The organism is Pseudomonas sp. FEN (assembly GCF_904067045.1).
In the GTDB taxonomy this organism is placed as follows: Bacteria; Pseudomonadota; Gammaproteobacteria; order Pseudomonadales; family Pseudomonadaceae; genus Aquipseudomonas.
In genome coordinates, this window is the sequence record NZ_CAJFDC010000007.1 from 327,213 (window position 1) to 348,941 (window position 21,729).

The 21,729-nt window shown below is 62.2% G+C and carries 15 protein-coding genes; 8 read left to right on the forward strand and 7 right to left on the reverse strand.

Translation table 11 applies throughout. The features are described 5' to 3' along the window. Nucleotides 1–7: 7 nt before the first annotated feature. Nucleotides 8–328 (reverse strand): hypothetical protein, encoded by a 321-nt coding sequence (locus PFEN_RS07375; protein WP_191486241.1) that lies wholly within the window; start codon nucleotides 326–328, stop codon nucleotides 8–10. Nucleotides 329–703: 375 nt separating this feature from the next. Next, nucleotides 704–3,142, reverse strand: a complete 2,439-nt coding sequence (locus PFEN_RS07380) for a Lon protease family protein (protein ID WP_191486242.1) — start codon at nucleotides 3,140–3,142, stop codon at nucleotides 704–706. A 274-nt stretch (nucleotides 3,143–3,416) separates the two neighbouring features. Between PFEN_RS07380 and PFEN_RS07385 the strand changes: the two genes are divergently transcribed. Together PFEN_RS07385 and PFEN_RS07390 are read left to right on the forward strand one after the other, a co-directional pair. Beyond that, complete coding sequence (locus PFEN_RS07385; RefSeq protein WP_191486243.1) at nucleotides 3,417–3,905, forward strand: DUF3015 domain-containing protein; 489 nt, start codon at nucleotides 3,417–3,419, stop codon at nucleotides 3,903–3,905. A 74-nt stretch (nucleotides 3,906–3,979) separates the two neighbouring features. Continuing rightward, nucleotides 3,980–5,833 (forward strand): DUF4105 domain-containing protein, encoded by a 1,854-nt coding sequence (locus PFEN_RS07390; RefSeq protein ID WP_191486244.1) that lies wholly within the window; start codon nucleotides 3,980–3,982, stop codon nucleotides 5,831–5,833. 103 nt (nucleotides 5,834–5,936) lie between these two features. Here PFEN_RS07390 and PFEN_RS07395 read toward each other — a convergent pair whose 3' ends face one another. Next, on the reverse strand, nucleotides 5,937–6,305 hold the full coding sequence (locus PFEN_RS07395; protein WP_191486245.1) for a hypothetical protein: 369 nt from the start codon (nucleotides 6,303–6,305) through the stop codon (nucleotides 5,937–5,939). A gap of 390 nt (nucleotides 6,306–6,695) precedes the next feature. On the opposite strand from PFEN_RS07395, the gene PFEN_RS07400 reads away from it, so the two are divergent. Continuing rightward, nucleotides 6,696–7,190, forward strand: a complete 495-nt coding sequence (locus PFEN_RS07400; RefSeq protein ID WP_191486246.1) for a GreA/GreB family elongation factor — start codon at nucleotides 6,696–6,698, stop codon at nucleotides 7,188–7,190. 288 nt (nucleotides 7,191–7,478) lie between these two features. Here PFEN_RS07400 and ettA read toward each other — a convergent pair whose 3' ends face one another. Continuing rightward, the gene (gene ettA / locus PFEN_RS07405; RefSeq protein ID WP_191486247.1) at nucleotides 7,479–9,143 is read right to left on the reverse strand and encodes an energy-dependent translational throttle protein EttA; all 1,665 of its coding nucleotides are present in this window, start codon (nucleotides 9,141–9,143) and stop codon (nucleotides 7,479–7,481) included. A 293-nt stretch (nucleotides 9,144–9,436) separates the two neighbouring features. On the opposite strand from ettA, the gene PFEN_RS07410 reads away from it, so the two are divergent. The 5 genes from PFEN_RS07410 to PFEN_RS07430 all read left to right on the forward strand — a co-directional run bounded on the left by PFEN_RS07410 (nucleotide 9,437) and on the right by PFEN_RS07430 (nucleotide 17,864). Further along, the gene (locus PFEN_RS07410; protein WP_191486248.1) at nucleotides 9,437–13,288 is read left to right on the forward strand and encodes a bifunctional diguanylate cyclase/phosphodiesterase; all 3,852 of its coding nucleotides are present in this window, start codon (nucleotides 9,437–9,439) and stop codon (nucleotides 13,286–13,288) included. 98 nt (nucleotides 13,289–13,386) lie between these two features. Further along, on the forward strand, nucleotides 13,387–14,640 hold the full coding sequence (gene glyA / locus PFEN_RS07415) for a serine hydroxymethyltransferase (RefSeq protein ID WP_191486249.1): 1,254 nt from the start codon (nucleotides 13,387–13,389) through the stop codon (nucleotides 14,638–14,640). Nucleotides 14,641–15,063: 423 nt separating this feature from the next. Further along, the gene (locus PFEN_RS07420; protein WP_191486250.1) at nucleotides 15,064–16,380 is read left to right on the forward strand and encodes a C4-dicarboxylate transporter DctA; all 1,317 of its coding nucleotides are present in this window, start codon (nucleotides 15,064–15,066) and stop codon (nucleotides 16,378–16,380) included. Between the two features lie 76 nt (nucleotides 16,381–16,456). Then, nucleotides 16,457–17,170, forward strand: coding sequence for a FadR/GntR family transcriptional regulator (locus PFEN_RS07425; RefSeq protein ID WP_191486251.1), 714 nt, complete (start codon nucleotides 16,457–16,459; stop codon nucleotides 17,168–17,170). Nucleotides 17,171–17,195: 25 nt separating this feature from the next. Beyond that, nucleotides 17,196–17,864, forward strand: coding sequence for a GntR family transcriptional regulator (locus PFEN_RS07430; protein ID WP_191486252.1), 669 nt, complete (start codon nucleotides 17,196–17,198; stop codon nucleotides 17,862–17,864). Nucleotides 17,865–18,130: 266 nt separating this feature from the next. Here PFEN_RS07430 and yjiA read toward each other — a convergent pair whose 3' ends face one another. From yjiA to PFEN_RS07445, 3 genes are all read right to left on the reverse strand, one after another. After that, nucleotides 18,131–19,102, reverse strand: a complete 972-nt coding sequence (yjiA, locus tag PFEN_RS07435; protein WP_191486253.1) for a GTPase — start codon at nucleotides 19,100–19,102, stop codon at nucleotides 18,131–18,133. 110 nt (nucleotides 19,103–19,212) lie between these two features. Next, nucleotides 19,213–19,410 carry a YbdD/YjiX family protein gene (locus PFEN_RS07440; protein WP_191486254.1) on the reverse strand — a complete coding sequence of 66 codons (198 nt, stop codon included), beginning with the start codon at nucleotides 19,408–19,410 and terminating at the stop codon, nucleotides 19,213–19,215. Between the two features lie 15 nt (nucleotides 19,411–19,425). Further along, nucleotides 19,426–21,492 carry a carbon starvation CstA family protein gene (locus tag PFEN_RS07445; protein WP_191486255.1) on the reverse strand — a complete coding sequence of 689 codons (2,067 nt, stop codon included), beginning with the start codon at nucleotides 21,490–21,492 and terminating at the stop codon, nucleotides 19,426–19,428. Nucleotides 21,493–21,729 lie beyond the last annotated feature (237 nt).

Sequence of the window (21,729 nt, forward strand, 5' to 3'; positions counted from 1 at the left end):
TCGAAGCCTAGTGTTCCAGGCCGCGACCTTGCGAACCGTTGATTTCCCGTAGCTGGGCCTGCAGATGCAGGCACCAGATCTGCGGGTCCTCGGCCAACTGATAGCCATGCAACGTCAGGCTCTGGACAATCGACTCAAGGATGGACTCAGCCACGACCGGACCATGAAACGGGCCTTGGGCCTTGATGGCAGAGGGTTGTTCACCGGCCATTCCGGCGGCGAACAACAAGGTCCACATTCCGTTATCGCCGGCGAGCGGACGAATACTGCATTCGATACGGGTGACGAGACCCAGGCATTGGCGGGTGAGGCAAAGGTTGCGCGGCATGGCGGCGACCCTCGGTAGATCCTGTCTTCAGCCTCCGGGTGGAGGTTGCATCGGTCCAGTGACTGCAGTGGGTGTCCTTGCCCAGAGAATAGAATAAATCCAGAGACAGCAAGCATTTGCAGGACCAACGGGCGTCAGGCCGGCGTGCGCCAAAGCCTTGACTCCCGGCAGTTGCGCCTTGCCTGACTCCCGCTAACACACGGAACCTGTAGGAGCAGCCGGTCGACGCTCGATTGCCAGCGAAGCTTTTGGCGGCCTCGAATCCCCCATCGAGGCGCTGCGACGATCCGACAAGCCCTGCTCCTACAGGGAGCGTATCCGGCCTTCAGCAGCGGGACAAACCCAGCGTCTACAAAACGCTATGCCGCCCCTGGATCAGGACGGCTTGACCTCCGCCAACGCCTGCTCGGCCGCCTCTTTCTCCGCCTCCTTGAGGTCATCCTCGCTGATCATCTCGGCAATCACCCGCAGGCGCTCCACCACCCGCGCATTGACGCTACCCTCCGGGAACTGCCCGTCGGCATCCGGCTCACCGGCCGGCTCGCCCACCAGCAGGCTCAGCGCCTCATCGGCCTGGCGCACCGCATACACATGGAACTGCCCGGCACGCACCGCCTGCAACACCCGTTCATCGAGCATCAGGGTCGCGACGTTCGCCTGGGGAATGATCGCCCCCTGCTCACCGGTCAGGCCACGAGCCTCACAGAGTCGGAAGAAGCCCTCGATCTTCTCGTTGACCCCGCCGACCGCCTGCACCTCGCCGAACTGGTTGATCGAACCGGTAATGGCGAAACACTGTTTGAGCGGGGTTTTCGACAAGGCCGAAATCAGCGTACAGGCCTCGCCGAGGGACGCGCTGTCGCCGTCGACGTAACCGTAGGACTGCTCCAGGGCGATACTCGCGGAAATCGCCAGTGGGAACTCCTGGGCATAGCGGCTGCCCAGGTAACCGGTGAGGATCATCACGCCCTTGGAGTGGATCGGCTGCCCGAGGTTGACCTCGCGCTCGATATCGACGATCCCGCTGCCGCCCGGATACACCGTGGCGGAAATCCGCGCCGGCACGCCGAAGGCCGAATCGCCGACCTCCAACACCGTCAGCCCGTTGCACTTGCCGACAGCCGCGCCCGCGGTGTCGATCAGGATGATCCCCGCCAGCATGTCGTCGAGAATCCGCGCCGAGACCCGTCCGGTGCGGGTGGCCTTGGCCTTGAGCGCCCGTTCGATGTGCCCGGCATCGGTCATTTCATCGTTGGCCAGGTGACGGATGAAATCCGCCTCGCTGACCAACTGGAACAGATCGCCGATCCGCGCCGACAAACGCCCCTGGTGCTCGGCCAGGCGCGCGCTGTAGGTCGCCAGGCGCGCCACCGCGTCGGCGGTCAGCGGCGCCATGCCCTCTTCCGAGGTACGGGTCTTGAGCAACTGGGCGAACTGCTCCAGGCTCTCGTCGACCATGGGAATGTCCTCGTCGAAGTCCACCAGCACGCGGAACATCTCCTGGAAGTCCGGATCCAGGTCCTGCAGCGTGTAGTACAACTGGCGGGCACCGATGATCACGACCTTGACCTGCAACGGAATCATTTGCGGCGTCAGGGTCACGGTGGCCAGGCGCCCCAGCTCACCGAGCGGCGACTCCATCTTCAGCTTGCGCGATTGCAGGGCGCGCTTGAGCGCATCCCAGACAAAGGGCTCACTGAGCATTTTCTCGGCTTCGAGAATCAGGAAGCCGCCGTTGGCCCGATGCAAGGCACCGGGACGCAACTGCCGATAGGTGGTGTAGAGCGCGCCCTGGTCGGTGCTGTACTCGATGCGGCCAAACAGGTTGTCGTAGGTCGGATGCGGCTCGAACACCACCGGGGCACCGCCATTGAGCGGCTGGCCGACCACCAGGCTCGGCGCGTACTGCTCTTCCAGCAGCTTGCGGGCCACGGCGTCGGTCTTGCTGTCATCGACCAGTTGCTCGACCACGGTTTTCAGCAGATAGACCTGCATGGCTTGCAGGTAACCGCAAACAGCCGCGTTCTCCGCATATTTTTCCGACAATGGCGCCAGCAAGGGTTGCAGGGCCAGGGTGATGGTTTCTTCATTCAACTGGCGCAGTTGATTGCTCGATTCGCGCTTCCATTGCGGCAGGCTGGCGAGCTCCTCGTTGAGGCGCTCCTCCAGGTCGGCGATATCGGTATGGAAACGTTCACGCTCGGCTTCCGGCAACTGGGCGAACTCCGCCTCGTCCAGGGCCTTGCCGTCGCTCATGGGGGTAAAGGCGATATTGGTGCTGTCGCGATACAGCGCGACTTCCTTCTCCAGCGCCAGGCGCTCGATCACATCCAGGGCGCGGTCATAGCGCTGATTGAAGGCGCGGTCGATGGCGCTTTTCTTCTGCTGGTAGGAAGGGTGCTCGAACACCGCCGGAAAAGTCGCCAACAGATTGTCGATCAAGCCGTTGATATCGGCGATGAACGCCCCCGCTTCGCCCGCCGGCAGTTCCAGCGCCCGCGGCTCGCGAGGCTCGTCGAAATTATTGACATAGACCCAGTCAGACGGAGTCTGTAGGCGCTTTCCTTCAGCTTTCAGATAGCGTTTGACGAACGAAAAACGCCCGGTACCGGGCTCGCCCATGACAAACACGTTGTAACCGGGGCGCGGCATCGCCACGCCGAACTGCAACGCTTCAACCGCGCGTTCCTGGCCAAGCACACCGCGAAAAGGCTCCAGATCATTGGTGGTAGAGAAGCTGAACTGTTCAGCGGAAAAAGGACGGGTCAGCGCTTCGGGCGCTAGTCGCAAGCTGGCAGCAACAGAATCAGGCATCGGGCTTCCTTACATCAGGCGGGGCAGATGAAAGCATTCTGGCGCTCGCCATACCTGACTGGCAAGGCGAGCGATGGCTGAATCGCTGCGGTATGGCAAAAGTCCTCGGACAAGGACTACAAACCCTATGCCTCATTCATATGAGGAAAAAACGATGGAACCCTTGGAACCTGCCTAAACTCCAACGTGCGAGGCTGGATTGATAACCAGCCTACTGGCCCTGAACCAGGCCAGCCCCCCTTGTCATTGGCACGCACATAAAGAGAACAAAGCTATGAAACGGATTCTTCTGGGTACTCTCTTCACGGTTGTCTCCCTCAATGCCATGGCCCAGGCGCCAGGCGGGCCGGATTGCGGCTGGGGTAACATGCTGTTCAAGGGCCAGCGCGGCACTCCCGCCCACATCCTGGCGTCCACCACCAACGGCACCTCCGGCAACGCCACCTTCGGCATGACCTCCGGTACCAACGGCTGCTCCACTCGTGACTCACTGACCTATGGTGGCCGCTCCTGGATCGCCATGAACGGCATGATGAACGAACTCTCCGAAGACATGGCCAAAGGCCAGGGCGAAGCCCTGACCACCTACGCCGTGGTCCTTGGCGTGGCCCCGGAAGACCGTGAGCATTTCGCGGCCGTCACCCACGAGCACTTCCAGCAGATCTTCAGCAAGGCTGACGTGACCGCCGACGATGTGCATACCAATACCCTCGCGGTCCTCAAGAACGATCCGCGCCTGGCCAAGTACGCGACCCAGGCTTGAGTCCGACCCGCCCGCCCCCTTCGGGGCGGGCTTTGTGTGCGTTGCTTCCTTTCGTCTGACAACAGTTGCCCACCATGCTCAAACGCCTTGCCTACCTGGCGCTCTGTGCTTGCGCCCCGCTGTACGCCGCACCGCACCTCGACCCCCAGCGTTTGCAGCAGTTGGCCCATGAGCCTTTGTGGATCTCCCTCGGCCATTACGAGCCGGCCAAACTGGGGGGCTGGCGCAGTTATGTCAGTGACAAGAAATATTTCCTCGCCGCCGACGGTGCGCATCACCCGGACGCGGAGCTGCAAGCCACGGTCGACGCCCTCTACGCCCCGGCCAGCCGCGGTAACCAGCACGCCCAGTGCGTCTATCCGGCCCGCACGCGCTGGCTCAAGGCGCAACTGCAACTGACCGACCTGCCCGCCCCCGATTGCGCGGAATTCAAGCAGTGGTTCAAGGATATCGCGCCGCATAGCACGGTAATGATCTTCCCGGCGGCCTACCTGAACAGCCCATCATCGATGTTCGGCCATACCTTGCTGCGCATCGACCAAGCCGACGTGCAGCGCGACCAGACCGCCCTGCTCAGCTACGCGATCAACTTCGGTGCCTACATCGAAGGTTCGGACAACAGCATTCTCTATGCCTGGAAAGGCCTGATGGGCGGTTATCCGGGCCTGTTCGCCCTGGTGCCCTACCAGCAGAAGCTGGCCGAATACCGCAGCCTGGAAAACCGTGACCTGTGGGAATACCGGCTGAACCTGACGCCCGAAGAAACCCAGCGCATGGTCGAGCATGTCTGGGAGTTGAAGCAGATCCGGTTCGACTATTTCTTCTTCGATGAAAACTGCTCCTATCGCCTGCTGGAGCTGCTGCAGGTGGCGCGCCCGAGCCTGCGCCTGACCGAACAGTTCCCACTGACCGCGATTCCCACCGATACCGTCAAGGCGGTGAAAGACGCCGGATTGGTGGAAAGGATCGACTACCGGCCGTCCCGCGAGCGCGAACTGCTGGAGCGCGCCAAGCCGCTGAGCGCGGAGGAACAGCAATGGGTGCTGAAGGTCAGTGCCAACGACAAACAGCTGCAATCGGTCGGCTTCAAGCAACTGGCCAAGGATCGCCAGGCGCTGGTCATCGATGCCGCCTATCGGCTGGAGCGCTACCGGGCCAACGGTCAGGAACGTGATCCGGTAACTGCCCAACGCAGCTTCGAGTTGCTCCGGGCGATCAACCGCAACCCGCCGCCGGACCTGCGGATAGAGCGTCCGGGCCTACCGGAAAATGGCCATGAATCACGTACCTGGCAAGCCGGGATCGGCACCCGCGGCAGCCAGGCGTTCGGCGAATACGGCTTGCGCATGGCCTATCACGACCTCACCGACAACGCCGAGAGTTTTCCCCTCGGCGCGCAGATAGAAATCCTGCAAATGAAACTGCGCCAGTACGAAGGCAATCACTGGCAGTTGCAGCAACTGGACCTGGCGACCATTCGTTCGCTGACGCCACGCAATGCGCTGTTGCAACCGTGGTCGTGGCAAGTCACCGGCGGCCTGGAGCGGGTACCGGGGCGGCACGACGACCAGACCCTGGTCAGCCATGTGAATGGCGGTGCGGGCGGCACCTGGCAACTGGGCGACGATGTGCTCGGATTTGCCCTGGGCACCGTGCGGGTCGAGCACAATGCCGACTTCGCGGCGGTGGTCTCGCCTGCGGCCGGTTTTGACAGCGGTCTGCTGTGGAAAAACCCGCTGGGCAACCTGAGCCTGGAGGCCAAGGGCGACTACTTCGGCAATGGCGAAGTACGCCGCAGCCTGAGCCTCAACCAGCAATGGGAGCTGTCGCGCAACCTGGGGCTGCGCCTGAGCGCCCAGCGCGAGTTCAGCAAGCTGGCAACGCCGGAGAACGAGGTCATGCTGGAAGTGAAGTGGTATCACTATTGAATTGAGCGGCGCCTGACTCAAGGGCCTCATCGCCAGCAAGCTGGCGCCTACAGGGGCCATGTCCAGGCGGCATGGTGTATTCCACGCGGACTGCCGGCGGACGCTACTCACACCTCGGGTTCGGCCGGCTGGACTCGCGCCTCGGCAACTCGAGGTGCAAACGCAGGCAACGCTCATAATCGCGGCGGGCCATATTGCCGATAGTGATATTGCCGACCTCCTCCGGCAGCGCCCGCTTGCCGAGACGGATATCCAGGATGTCCACCAGCGGCACCTCGGGTTTCAGCTGAAACAGGCTGGGTGACTTCTCCCCAGACATATCAGACGTCCGCGCCTGAGTGGCGACAGGCAACTGCTCCGGCGTCACACCATAACGATCCAACAAGGAATTCTCGGGCAATGGCTCACCCACGACGACACAGGCGGACAGGGTCAGGCCGACACCCACGCCATGTTTTTTGAAACAACTCATAGACAACACTCGCTTGCTTTGAGCGCAGCCGTTCCCCGCCCGCATAGGGCTGAAACAGCCGACGTAGAGCCTCTTGCACTTTATTACCCTACAATGAAAAAGAACGCCCGGCGCCCGAAATAGTTAGCACCTGGCTCACAAACCTCTCATCACCGCCGTTTCAGCGCTGAATCCTCGAGCCTTGAGGCCAGTCACCAACGGCAAAGCATGCCGCCTCCCAAAGACGCACAAACCGCTCATCGCTCCACTGTTCAGACCTGAATCCCCGAGCGCCGAACACCCAGCGCCAAGACAGCACGGTGCAGTCCGACCACCACAGGTCGCTTACGGATATACCGGGAAACCCAAACCCTGCGAGCATGGCCCAATACCCAAGAACGGGAGATTGCCATGAGCCGCGCCTTCGTCAACGAGGACAACGCCGCCGCCCAGGCCGAGCAGCCGGTGGAACGCCAGGTCAGTACACAACCCAATTACGTCACCCCACAGGGCCTGGCGCAACTGCATGCCCGTGTCGCGGCGCTGCAAGCCGAATACAGCGAGCAAAGCGCCTTGGGTGAAGCCGCCGACAAACAGCGCCAGGCCGATATCGAACGCGACCTGCGTTACTTCAATCAACGCCTGTCCAGCGCCCAGCTCGCCACGCCGGCGACCTCCACCGAGGTGGTACAGATCGGCAGTCGCGTGACCTTCGCCAACGAGCAGGATGAAGAACAACAGGTGCAGTTGGTCGGCGAGGACGAGGCGGATGCCCCGCGCGGCTTGATCAATTGGGGCTCGCCCCTGGGTCGGGCGCTGCTGGGTGCGCGCCTGGGCGATGAAGTGCTGTGGAAGCGACCGGCGGGGGATCAGTTGATCGAAATCGTGCGGATCGAACCGGCTTAGCGGTCCCCAATAAAAAATGGAGCCCCGAAGGGCATAATGCCATTCAGTTAAGGCCATTTGAGGCGCGGCGCGGGTTTGTGGCGAGCGGGCTTGCCCGCGCCGGGGCGCGAAGCGCCCCTCAAGTCAGCGACTTCATTGTGTCAGGCAGAACGCAGTCGCAGGTTTCAGGGCTGCTTTGCAGCCCAGCGCGGGCAAGCCCGCTCGCCACAAATATCGGTCAGACTCAAGAGCGCTCTTAACCGACAGGCGTGAGCCCCGAAGGGCTCCGCTTTTCAACCACCAACCCGATCAGGCCAGTTTCTTGTGTCGTACACGGTGCGGCTGGGCCGCGGCATCGCCGAGGCGCTTCTTGCGGTCGGCTTCGTACTCGGTGTAGTTGCCTTCGAAGAACACCGCCTGCGAATCGTCTTCGTAGGCCAGGATGTGCGTGGCCACCCGGTCGAGGAACCAGCGATCGTGGGAGATCACAATCGCCGCGCCCGGGAAGTCCAGCAGGGCTTCTTCCAGGGAGCGCAGGGTTTCCACGTCGAGGTCGTTGGACGGTTCGTCGAGCAGCAGGACGTTGCCACCCTCCTTCAAGGTCAACGCCAGGTGCAAGCGACCGCGCTCACCACCGGAGAGGTCCTTGACGAACTTCTGCTGATCGCCGCCCTTGAAGTTGAAGCGACCGACGTAAGTGCGCGACGGAATCTCGTAGTTGCCGATACGGATCTGATCGGAACCGTCGGAAATCTGCTGGAATACCGTCTTGCTGCCGTCCAGATCCTCACGGCTCTGATCCACGCAAGCCAACTGTACGGTTTCACCGACCTCGATGCTGCCCGAGTCCGGGGTTTCCTTGCCCATCAGCATGCGGAACAGAGTCGACTTACCGGCACCGTTACCCCCGATCACGCCGACAATCGCGCCCTTGGGCATGCTGAACGACAGATTGTCGATCAACACCCGATCGCCGTAACCCTTGCTGACGTTCTTGAATTCGATGACCTTGTCGCCCAGGCGCGGACCAGCCGGGATGTAGATCTCGTTGGTCTCGCTGCGCTTCTGGAATTCCTGCGATTGCATTTCTTCGAAGCGTTGCAGACGGGCCTTGGACTTGGACTGGCGGGCCTTGGCGCCTTTGCGCACCCACTCCAGTTCTTCCTTCATGGCCTTTTCATGGGCCGACTGCTGCTTGGATTCGGCCGCCAGACGCTCGGACTTGGCTTCCAGCCAGCCCGAGTAGTTGCCTTCGTACGGGATGCCAGCACCGCGGTCGAGTTCGAGAATCCAGCCGGCGACGTTGTCCAGGAAGTAACGGTCGTGGGTAATCGCCACCACGGTGCCCGGGAAGTCGTGCAGGAAATGCTCCAGCCAGGCGACGGAATCGGCGTCCAGGTGGTTGGTCGGTTCGTCGAGCAACAGCATGTCCGGGGCCGAGAGCAACAGGCGGCACAGGGCCACGCGGCGCTTTTCACCACCGGACAGGTGCTCGACCTTGGCATCCCAGGCCGGCAGGCGCAGCGCATCGGCGGCGACCTCCAGCTGGCGCTCCAGGTTGTGCCCGTCGCTGGCCTGCAGGATTGCCTCGAGCTTGGCCTGTTCGGCGGCCAGCTTGTCGAAATCGGCGTCCGGGTCGGCGTAGGCCGCGTAGACCTCATCCAGGCGGGCCTGGGCATCCTTGATCACGCTGACCGCTTCCTCGACCACTTCACGCACGGTCTTGTTCGGGTCGAGCTGCGGCTCCTGGGGCAGGTAGCCAACATTCAGCTCGGGCATCGGCCGGGCCTCACCGTCGAACTCGGTATCGACTCCCGCCATGATTTTCAGCAGGGTGGATTTACCCGAACCGTTCAAACCGAGCACGCCGATCTTGGCGCCCGGGAAAAACGACAGGGAGATATTTTTCAGGATTTCCCGCTTCGGCGGAACAACTTTGCTCAGCCGATGCATGGTAAAGACGTATTGAGCCATGGAGAACCTAGCGTCAGTGACGGATGAATAAAGGCGCGAGCGGTACCCGCAAGTGAACAGGCCCCGTGTGACAGCCAAGAGGTCAAACCATGGCCGCACCGGTCGATACCCTTGAAGGGAGCGTGAATTGCTGGCGCGTAACCGGTAAAACTACCTGAATGCGGCAGACAGGGCAAACCGCTCGGTCGAACGGGACTGGCACTTTGCCACAACTCAAGGCATGCTAGCCGCCCTTCGGGCGTCCGGCTTATAGTGCATGTCGCGCCAATCCAGCCCAACCGCAGGATCACAGTTTGACCAACGCCAATCCGCCATCGCCCGCGCGCGCAGCCAGCCCTGCATCGTCCCCTCCCCTGCGCGGGACACTCAAAGGCATACTGGCCACGCTGGTGCTGTTCCTGCTCGCCTTGCTGTTTTGGCAACTGATCGATCAATTCCAGCAAACCCGCCAGTGGCAGCGTCAGAACAGCATCGACGCCAGCGCTGAACTGGCGGAGCACATCAGCCAGAACATGGCGCTCCATGCGCAGATCGCCCTCAATCTGCTACCGATCTTCGAAAAACCCAGCAACCACGAAGAGCTGCTGACCCTGCTCGACCGGGTACGCGTGTCGATGCCGGACCTGCAAAGCATCGCCCTGTTCGACAACAAGGGCGTCCTGCTCGGCGACAGCGCCGGTGACAGCCATGATGCCGCCTTCCTCAGCGAGCAGGTCAAGCACAGCAACCGTAAACAGACCTACTACTTCACCAATGACGATAACGGCCCGATCATTCATCTGCTGTTGCAGCAGGCCAGCGGCGAGAGTGATGGCTACTGGGTCATGCGCCTGTCGCCGCGACTGCTCCAGGACCTGACCCGCCCGGGCAATCAGGAGGCCAGCGCGGCCTGGCTGATCGAAAATCGCAATAACCATCGGGTGATCAGCCGGGACGATGACATCACCCCCACGCCGGCGCTGCTGAACGCGGACGAGGAAGCCAGCAGCGTGCTGGTCGTGCCGCTGTCCAACAGCGACTGGCAACTGCGCGGCCTGTTCGACCCGCGCAAGGTGGTCGAGGACCTGCTCCCGGCCCTGATCGGCAAGTGCCTGCTGGGACTGGGATTATCGCTGCTGCCGGTGCTGGCGTTGCTCAACATGCGGCGGCGCCAGCGCCAGGTCACTGAAGGGCGCCGGCGCTATCAGGATATTTTCGAGGGCACCGGCGTTGCGCTGTGCGTTCTCGATCTGTCCGGGCTGCCGGGCTTCCTCGAACAGCATCAACTGCTGGACAACGAATCGCTCAAGCAGTGGATCGCCCATGACCCCGAACACCGTCGGCTGTTGTTGCAGGAGTTGCGGATCACCGAGATCAACCTGGTGGCCCTGCGCCTGCTCAATGTCGACTGCCGCGAAAGCGCCTGGGGCAACCTGATCGAAGGTTCCTCAAGCAATGCCGCCGGTATTGGTTACCCGCTGGTCGAAGCGCTGCTCAACCACCAGAGCCAACTGGAGCTGGAGATCAAGCTGACCGATGCCCACGGCCAGGATCAGCACCTGTGGCTGGTGCTACGACTGCCGGAAAACCCCAGCGACTATCAGGCGGTAATCCTCAGCATCACCGATATCACCAGCCGCAAGCTGATCGAACTGTCGTTGCTGGAGCGCGAGGGCTTCTGGTCGGACGTGGTGCGCACCGTGCCGGATCACCTGTATGTGCAGGATGTGATCAGCCAGCGGATGATCTTCAGCAACCACCACCTGGGCCAGACCCTGGGCTACAACAAGACCGAACTGCACCAGATGGGTGAGTACTTCTGGGAGATCCTGCTGCACCCCGAGGACGCCGAGCACTATCACCGCCTGCGCCAGCAGCAGCGCCATGCCAGTTACAGCCAACTGCTCCAGTGCCAGTTGCGCTTCCGTCATCGCGACGAGCACTGGCGGCACTTCGAGGTCCGCGAGCAGGCCCTGGCCCGGGACAAGTACGACCAGGTCACGCGTATCATCGGCGTGGCCAAGGACGTCACCGACCAGATCGAGGCCAGCGAGTCCCTGCGCGACAGCGAGAAACGCTACCGGATGCTTGCCGAAAGCATCAGCGACGTGATTTTCTCCACCGACAGCCAATTGAACCTGAACTACGTCAGCCCGTCGGTCCTGGCCGTGCTCGGCTATGAAGTCGACTGGGTGTTCCAGCATGGCTGGCAGTCGACCATTGCCAACCCGCAGCAACTCAATGGCATCTACCTGTTGATGGAACGGGTCAGCCGGGCGCTGGACAAGCCCGAGGAACTGGCCCGGCTGCGCGAACAGGTACAGACCCAGCTGTTCCTGTTCGATTGCCTGAAGGCCGACGGGCGCAAGATTCCCATCGAGTTGCGCCTGGTGTTGGTCTGGGACGAGCACGGTGCCTTCGAGGGCATCCTCGGTGTTGGCCGCGACATCAGCCAGCAGCGCCGCGCGGAAAAAGACCTACGCATGGCAGCCACGGTCTTCGAACACTCGACATCGGCGATCCTGATCACCGACCCGGCCGGCTACATCGTCCAGGCCAACGAGGCCTTCAGCCGGGTCAGCGGCTACGCGGTGGCCGATGTGCTGGACCAGTTGCCGAGCCTGCTCACCGTCGACGACCAGCAAGAAGCCCATCTGCGCTATGTGCTCAAGCAACTGGAGCAACACAATACCTGGGAGGGTGAAGTCTGGCTCAAGCGCCGTAACGGCGAGCACTACCCGGCCTGGGTCGGCATCACCGCGGTGCTCGACGACGAGGGCGACCTGGCCAGCTACGTGTGCTTCTTCACCGACATCAGCGAGCGCAAGGCCAGTGAACAGCGCATTCACCGCCTGGCCTACTATGACGCCCTGACCCACCTGCCCAACCGTACCCTGTTCCAGGACCGCCTGCACACCGCGCTGCAACAGGCCGAGCGGCAGAAATCCTGGGTGGTGCTGATGTTCCTCGACCTGGACCGTTTCAAACCGATCAACGACTCCCTCGGCCACGCCGCCGGCGACCGCATGCTCAAGGAAATGGCCACCCGCCTGCTGGCCTGCGTGGCCGACGACGACACCGTGGCGCGCATGGGCGGCGATGAGTTCACCCTCTTGCTGCAACCGCGGGCCACCCGGGAAATGGCCTTGAACCGGGCCATTCACGTGGCCGAGCAGATTCTCTCCAGCCTGGTGACCCCGTTCGTGCTCGAAGGCCGCGAGTTCTTCGTCACCGCCAGTATCGGCATCGCCCTGAGCCCGCAGGATGGCAGCGAACTCAGCCAACTGATGAAAAACGCCGACACCGCGATGTACCACGCCAAGGAGCGTGGCAAGAACAACTTCCAGTTCTACCAGGCCGACATGAACGCCAGCGCCCTGGAGCGCCTGGAGCTGGAGAGCGATCTGCGCCACGCTCTGGAGCAGAACGAATTCGTGCTCTATTACCAGCCGCAGTTCAGCGGCGACGGCAAGCGCCTGACCGGCGCCGAAGCGCTGCTGCGCTGGCGGCATCCACGTCGCGGCCTGGTGCCACCGGGGGATTTCATCCCGGTGCTGGAAGAGCTCGGGCTGGTGGTGGATGTCGGCGACTGGGTGCTGACCGAAGCCTGCCGCCAACTCAAGGCCTGGCACCTGGCCAAGGTGCGAGTGCCCAAGGTTTCGGTGAACATCTCGGCGCGGCAGTTCTCCGACGGCCAGTTGGGCACGCGGATCGCCACCATTCTCAGGGAAACCGGGGTACCGCCGGCGTGTCTGGAGCTGGAACTGACCGAAAGTATCCTGATGCGTGAAGTCAGCGAGGCCATGCTGATTCTCGCCGGCCTCAAGAACCTGGGCCTGAGCATCGCCGTCGACGATTTCGGCACCGGCTACTCGTCGCTCAACTACCTCAAGCAGTTCCCTATCGACGTGCTGAAGATCGACCGTACCTTCGTCGACGGCCTGCCGTCGGGCGAACAGGACGCGCAGATCGCCCGGGCGATTATCGCCATGGCCCACAGCCTGAACCTGGCGGTGATCGCCGAAGGCGTGGAAACCCACGAGCAACTCGATTTCCTGCGCGAGCACGGTTGCGACGAAGTGCAGGGCTACCTGTTCGGCCGGCCGATGGCGCCCAATCGCTTTGAAGCGCAGTTCAGCAACGATGCGCTGTTCATGTTCGAGTGAATGCCGCTTATCCGCGACATGACGCCCTTTCATATGCCAGATAAAACCCATTGGGTTAGAATGCCTTCTTTTCTGCCCCCCGATCCTTGAGGACCGCCATGTTCAGCCGTGATTTGACTATTGCCAAGTACGACGCCGATCTCTTTGCCGCCATGGAGCAAGAAGCTCAGCGCCAGGAAGAGCACATCGAGCTGATCGCCTCGGAAAACTACACCAGCCCCGCGGTGATGGAAGCTCAGGGCTCGGTCCTGACCAACAAGTACGCCGAAGGTTATCCGGGCAAGCGTTACTACGGCGGCTGCGAATACGTCGACGTGGTTGAACAGCTGGCCATCGACCGCGCCAAGCAGCTGTTCGGCGCCGATTACGCCAACGTCCAGCCGCACGCCGGCTCCCAAGCCAACTCGGCGGTCTACCTGGCCCTGCTGCAAGGCGGCGATACCATCCTCGGCATGAGCCTGGCCCACGGCGGTCACCTGACCCACGGTGCCAGCGTCTCCTCCTCCGGCAAGCTGTACAACGCCGTACAGTACGGCATCGACGCCAACGGCCTGATCGACTACGACGAAGTCGAGCGCCTGGCGCTCGAGCACAAGCCGAAAATGATTGTCGCCGGTTTCTCCGCCTACTCGCAGATCCTCGACTTCCCACGTTTCCGCGCCATCGCCGACAAGGTCGGTGCCTATCTCTTTGTCGATATGGCTCACGTTGCCGGCCTGGTTGCCGCTGGTGTCTACCCGAACCCGGTGCCATTCGCCGACGTGGTCACCACCACCACCCACAAGACCCTGCGCGGTCCACGTGGTGGCCTGATCCTCGCTCGCGCCAACGCCGAGATCGAGAAGAAGCTGAACTCCGCGGTGTTCCCGGGCGCCCAGGGCGGCCCGCTGGAGCACGTGATCGCAGCCAAGGCGATCTGCTTCAAGGAAGCGCTGCAGCCTGAGTTCAAGGTCTACCAGCAACAAGTGGTGAAGAACGCCCAGGCCATGGCCGAAGTGTTTATCGAGCGCGGTTTCGACGTGGTTTCCGGCGGGACCAAGAACCACCTGTTCCTGCTGTCGCTGATCAAGCAGGACATCTCCGGTAAAGACGCCGACGCCGCGTTGGGCAAGGCTTTCATCACCGTGAACAAGAACTCGGTGCCGAACGATCCACGCTCGCCGTTCGTCACCTCCGGTCTGCGTTTCGGTACTCCGGCTGTCACTACCCGTGGCTTCAAGGAAACCGAATGCCGCGAACTGGCCGGCTGGATCTGCGACATCCTGGCTGACCTGAACAACGAAGCCGTGATCGACGCCGTTCGCGCGAAGGTCAAGGCTATCTGCGCCAAGCTGCCGGTTTACGGCGCTTAATCAGCCCGTTCCACGCCGCACCCCAAGAGCCCGGTCAGACATGACCGGGCTTTTTTTCGTCTGGAGGAAAGTCGCCGCCGATCGTCCCCAACGGGCAGCAAAGGGTTGTGCTGTTGCGGTGGTCCCGATGCCGTTCCGTTAGGGCCGAACGCGGCCCCTGTAGGAGCATGGTTTGTCTGGTCGCCGCGCCGGCGCGAAGCTTTCAGCGGTCTTACGGGCCCTTTCGCTGGCAAGCCATGCTTCTACAGGGACCAGCATTACTGGTCAGACCGGTCTAACCAATTTTCCGAAAAATTCTTGCGACTTCAGAAAAACCGGGCGTAGACTGACCCAGCACTGGACATACCGGTAAGACCACAACAATTAAGTTCCAACGCCGCGGCCCCTCGCCCGGATCACGGAACGCCGACCAGGATCCTCCTCATGCTCAGATGGTGCTCGCGTTCGATTTTCCTCCAGGTTGTCCTTGGACTGATGCTCGGCATCATCTGCGGACTCACCCTTCCCGAATTTTCCGTCCAACTCAAACCCCTCGGCGACGGCTTTATCAAGCTGATCAAGATGCTGATCGGACTGATCGTCTTCTGTGTGGTGGTCAGTGGCATCTCTGGCGCCGGCGACCTGAAGAAAGTCGGACGGATCGGCCTGAAATCGGTGATCTACTTCGAAGTCCTGACCACCATCGCCTTGTTGATCGGACTGATCCTGGCCTTCTCCACCGGCATCGGCAGCGGCGCCAATATTCATCTGGAACAGCTGTCCAAGGTGCCCATGGGTGACCTCGCCGAACGCGGCCAGCATTTGCGCGGGACCACGCAGTTCCTGATGGAGCTGATTCCCAACTCGGTAATCGGCGCCTTTGCCGACAACAATATTCTCCAGGTCCTGCTGTTTTCGGTGTTGTTCGGCAGCGCCCTGAACCTGGTGGGCGAGTCCGCGTCGGGCATCTCCCGGCTGATCAATGAACTCAGCCACGTGATCTTCCGCATCATGGGCATGATCGTGCGCCTGGCGCCGCTCGGCGTATTCGGCGCCATCGCCTTCACCACCAGCACTTACGGCCTGGACTCGCTGCGGCAACTGGGCAGCCTGGTGGCCCTGTTCTACGTGACCTGCCTGAGTTTCGTGCTGCTGATCCTCGGCCTGGTGATGCGCCTGTCCGGCCTGCGGATCCTGCCGCTCCTCAAATACCTGCGCGAAGACCTGCTGATCGTGCTGGGCACGGCCTCCTCGGATGCCGTCCTGCCCCAAGTGATGCGCAAGCTCGAACACCTGGGAATAGGCAGTTCGACGGTCGGCCTGGTGATCCCCACGGGGTACTCGTTCAACCTCGATGGTTTTTCGATCTACCTGACCCTGGCCATCGTATTCATCGCCAACGCCACCGGTACACCGCTGGCGTTGACCGACCTGCTGACCATCCTGCTGGTGTCGCTGATCACCTCCAAGGGCGCCCACGGCATTCCCGGTTCGGCCCTGGTGATCCTCGCCGCCACGCTGACGGCTATCCCGGCAATCCCGGTGGTCGGACTGGTGTTGGTGCTCGCGGTCGACTGGTTCATGGGCATCGGCCGGGCCATGACCAACCTGATCGGCAACTGCGTGGCGACCGTGGCCATCGCCCGCTGGGAAAAGGACATCGATCTCCAGCGTGCCCACAAGGTCCTCGATGGCGAGCAAGGTTATGCATTTGCGCCGAGAAAGCCGCTGGCACCGCCGAATCATCAGCAGGAGTTCTGATGGGCCGCGCCCCGAGGCTCGCAAAGCAATCGCCGGCCTCGGGTGATGGCCTGACCGTTTTCTCAGGGAGTTAGCCGTGATTACCTCGTCAACCGTCGTCAATTCAGTGGTGAAAAAACTTAAGGTTGCCCTCGCCCGGGGCCAGTGGCGCTGCGGCGAGATGCTGCCAGGCCAGCGTGAACTGGCCGAGCAACTGGGTATCAGCCGCCCGAGCCTGCGTGAAGCCGTGAGCGTCCTGGAAACCCTCGGTCTGGTTCGCTCGCTGCCGGGCAAAGGGGTGGTGGTGCTCGACACCGCCCCCGGCGAAACCGCGACCGCCCACGGCGGCGTGGCCGACGCCAGCCTCGAGGATGTGCTGCAACTGCGCTACACCCTGGAGCCGTTTATCGTCGGGCTGGTGGCGCAGTCCATCAGCAGCAAGGAGGTCGGCCAGTTGCGCCTGACCCTGATGGACATGCGTGAAGCCCTGGAGGCCAACGATAGCGAAGCCGGGATGAACGCCTATATCGCCTTCCATGAAGAGCTGTTCGCCCTGACCTCCAACCCGATTTTCCAGAATGTGGTGCAACAGACCAGCAACGCCCTCAAGCAGAGCGCCGAAGTTCTGCGCAACTCACCGGAACACCTGGCCGAACGCCTGCAGGAAAACGAAGCCGTGGTGCGCGCCATCCGCAACAAGAACAGCGCATTGGCCAGCGCCGAAATGCGCCGGCACATCCTCCAGGAAGGTCTGCGCATGGGTATCGAACTGACGATCCCGGACGACCATCTGGGCAGTACCGAGCAATAACCCACCCGTCACGGGGAGACCGGATATGAACAGCGTTGCGACACCCCTGCCCTTCACCGCCCGGCGTGCCGTAGTACCCTCACCGCGCCTGGTTGTCAGCACCGAGACACTCTACGCCCAGGTGTTCGAGGACATCCTCGAGCGCCAGTTTGCCGAGGGTTTGAGTGAGGAGGTGCTGATGCGCGCTTATGGCGCCGGCCGTAACCAGGTGCGACGCGTGATGACCCGCCTGGCGCGGCAACAGGTCATTCTTGCCCGCCCCAACCAACGAGCCCGGGTCGCCGAACCCGACGCCGAACAGATCCGCCAGACCCTGCAAGCGCGGCGATTGGCGGAGACCAGCATTATCGAGTTGGTTTGCGCCAGGGCTGGCGGACCCGCTTTCGAGCCGCTTCGCGCGCTGGTTGCCCGAGAACGCCAGCATGCCGAAGCTGGCCGACAGAGCACGGCGACCCGACTGGGCGGCGAGTTTCATCTGGAGTTGGCCAGGCTGGCCGGCAACGTGCCCCTGGCGCACTTTCTCGGCGGGCTGGTGCCGTTGACCGGATTGGCCCTGGCGCAACATTCGGCGCGAGTCGAGGATTGGCGAGTGCGCGAGGCCATGGTCAATGCCGTGGAGAACGGCAATGCAAAGCTGGGCGTCGAGTGGCTGACGGAGTATCTGGATCGGCTTGCCGTCTTGCCGTGGTCCTGAGTCTGCCAGAATCTCAGCCGGGAGCCAGCCGCCCCAGTTAAATGCCGCCTCAAGTCTGGCCGAGATCTGTGGCGAGCGGGCTTGCCCGCGCTGGGGCGCGACGCGGCCCTAAACCGGTGATCGCGGTGTGGTAGAACGAGGTGGCCGATTTTACGACTGCTTCGCAGCCGAACGCGGGCAAGCCCGCTCGCCACACGATCGCACTCCGATTCAAGCGAACTTAACTGAACCGCATCAGGACAAGTCCACTCACCACAAGGCTCGCATCAGGCGGCAGCCACCTTCGCAAACCCTGCGCGAATCTTCTCTTCCGGCAGGTCATCGGCGATGAACACGATCACGCTCTCCCGTGTCGCGCCCTCCTCCCACTCGCTGTCCCAGTCGAAACCATAGAGCTTGAGCACGCCCTGGAACACCAAGCGGCGCGGCTCCCCGGCGATATTCAACACGCCCTTGTAGCGCAACAATTGTTTGCCGTGCTCTTCCAGCAGCGCGTTCATGAACGCACTGAGCTTGTCGATATCCAGCGGCTCGGCGGTGCGCAGCACCAGGCTGGAAATGCGGTCGATGGACGCCCCCTTGCCGACCGGACGCAAGCTCAAGCCGCCCCCCAGGTCTGCGTTGAGGTTGAAACCGCGCACATCGAGCAGTTCGGCCAGATCGATAGTGCCGTGCTCGACGATGCGGATCGGGGCTCGACGGTTGATTCGGCTCAACCGCTCGCTCAAGGCAATGAATGTCGCCTCATCCACCAGGTCGCGCTTGCTTACCAGCAACCGGTCGGCAAAGCCGATCTGGGCCTGGGCGATGGCCTGGGTCAGATGATGCTCGGCATGGGCGGCATCCACCAGGGTGATGATGCCGTCGAGCAGATAACGCTCGCGCAACTCCTCATCGATGAAAAAGGTTTGTGCCACCGGGGCCGGGTCGGCCAGGCCGGTGCATTCGATCACCAGCCGGTCGAAGGCGATTTCGCCACTGTCAAGGCGTTCCAGCAACAGGTACAGGGCCTTGCTCAGGTCGGTGTGAATGGTGCAGCAGACGCAGCCGTTGGACAGTGTCATCACCTGCACCGGTTCGGCCCCCAGCAGTTGGGTGTCGATTCCGGCATCGCTGAATTCGTTCTCGATCACGGCGATTTTCAGGCCGTGCTCGGCCTTGAGCAGATGGCGCAACAGTGTGGTCTTGCCGGCACCGAGAAAGCCACTCAGGACGGTAACAGGAATAGGCACTGACAAACAAAGATCTCCCCTACGCTAAAAAACTGTGGGAGCCCGGCAAGCCGGGCTCCCACAACGGTGTTCAGCCGTGAATGACACAGGACACCCTCAATCGGGCGCGACCTGGATCAACAGCACTTCGGTCCGCCCTTGCCGCCATAACGGGCCTCCTGGCGCTCGCGGAAGAACGCCTCGTACGTCATGACCGGCTTGTCCGGGTGCTTGTTCTGCATATGCTCGACGTAGTTGTCGTAGTCGGGCATGCCGACCATCAGGCGCGCGGCCTGACCGAGGTATTTACCGAGGCGACTCAGATCGTTGAACATGTTCGCATTCCTCTCTTACGCTTCAGGTATGGCCTGGAACGGGGTTTCCTTGTCGGTGCGTTCCTTGTTGCCCCAGGCCGAGACACCGACCTTGAGGGCATAGAACAGCACACTGAAGACCACGAACAGGAACAGCGCCGTCAGGGTCGCGTTGGTATAGGCGTTGAAGATCACGTGCTGCATCTGGTCGATGTCCTTGGCCGGGGCGATCACCTGCCCTGCCTCCAACGCTACGCTGTATTTCTTCGCCAGGGCAAGGAAGCCGATGGCCGGGTTGGCGTCGAACAGCTTGATGAAACCGGCGGTGGTGGTACAGATCAGCAACCAGGCGGCCGGCAGCAGAGTGACCCAGATGTAGCGCTGGCGTTTCATCTTGATCAGCACCACGGTGCCGAGCATCAGCGCGATGCCGGCGAGCATCTGGTTGGAGATACCGAACAGCGGCCACAAGGTGTTGATGCCGCCCAGTGGATCAATCACGCCCTGGTACAGCAGGTAGCCCCACATGGCCACGCAACCGCCGGTGGCGATCAGGTTGGCGGTCCAGGATTCGGTACGCTTGAGTGCCGGGACAAAGGAGCCGAGCAGGTCCTGCAACATGAAACGTCCGGCACGGGTACCGGCATCCACCGCCGTCAGGATAAACAGCGCTTCGAACAGGATCGCGAAGTGGTACCAGAACGCCATGGTGTTTTCACCGGGCAGCACATGGTGGAGGATCTGCGCGATACCGACCGCCAGGGTCGGCGCACCACCGGCACGGGCCAGCACGGTGGTTTCGCCGATGTCCTTGGCCACCGCCAGGAGCGCGTCCGGGGTGATCGCGAAGCCCCAGCTGGAGACGGTCTGCGCCACCGTCACCACATCGGCGCCGACTGCCGCCGCCGGGCTGTTCATGGCGAAGTACACGCCTGGCTCGATCACCGAGGCGGCGACCATGGCCATGATGGCCACGAACGACTCCATCAGCATGCCGCCATAACCGATATAGCGGGCGTTGGTTTCGTTATCCAACAGTTTGGGCGTGGTTCCGGACGCGATCAGCGCATGGAAGCCGGATACCGCGCCACAGGCGATGGTGATGAACAGGAACGGGAACAGCGCGCCCTTCCAGACCGGACCGGTACCGTCGACGAACTGGGTCAGCGCCGGCATTTTCAGCACCGGCATGGTGATCAGGATGCCGATCGCCAAGGCGATAATGGTACCGATCTTGAGGAAGGTCGACAGGTAGTCGCGTGGCGCCAGGATCAGCCACACTGGCAATACCGCGGCGACAAAACCGTAACCGATCAGCATCCAGGTGATCTGCACGCCGGTGAAGCTGAAGACCTTGGCCCAGACCGGATCCGCCGCGATCTGCCCGCCCAGCCAGATCGAGCCGAGCAACAGCAGCACGCCGACCACGGAGATTTCACCGATGCGGCCCGGGCGGATGTAGCGCATGTAGATGCCCATGAACATCGCGATCGGGATGGTCGCCATTACCGTGAAAATGCCCCATGGGCTCTCGGCCAGGGCCTTGACCACGATCAGCGCCAGCACCGCGAGGATGATGATCATGATCAGGAAGCAGCCGAACAGGGCGATGGTCCCGGGAATGCGGCCCATTTCCTCACGGACCATGTCACCCAGGGAGCGACCGTTGCGCCGGGTGGACAGGAACAGGACGATGAAGTCCTGCACCGCGCCGGCCAGCACCACGCCAGCAATCAGCCACAACGTCCCGGGCAAATAGCCCATCTGCGCCGCCAGTACCGGGCCGACCAGCGGCCCCGCGCCGGCAATGGCCGCGAAGTGGTGACCGAAAAGAATGTGTTTGTTGGTTGGCACATAGTCCAGACCATCGTTGTTGAGCACCGCCGGCGTGGCCCGATTGGCATCGAGCTGCATGACACTATTGGCGATGAACAGGCTGTAGTAACGATAGGCAACCAGATAGATCGCGACGGCGGCGACCACGATCCACAAGGCGTTGATCGCCTCGCCTCGGCGCAAGGCCACTACGCCCAGGGCGCACGCTCCAACGACTGCCAGCAACAGCCAGGGTAGGTGGCGTAGCGGGCTATTATTATTTTTCATTTTCATATTCCAGCCAGAGAGGACAAGAAAGACAGCCATCCAGAGTTTAGCGCCAACAGGGCCAAAGGCCATAGCCGACATTGCTCCAGCGCGGCTTTTATTGCCCGTTCATCAATGAGCAACCGGGCGACGCTCGATGGCTGGCGGTGACGCTCGAAGATAACCCTGGGCATCGGAAACCCTGTGGTATCCGGCTATCGACCCGCAGGAAGTTCGCCCTGGCTGGCTGTGGCGACT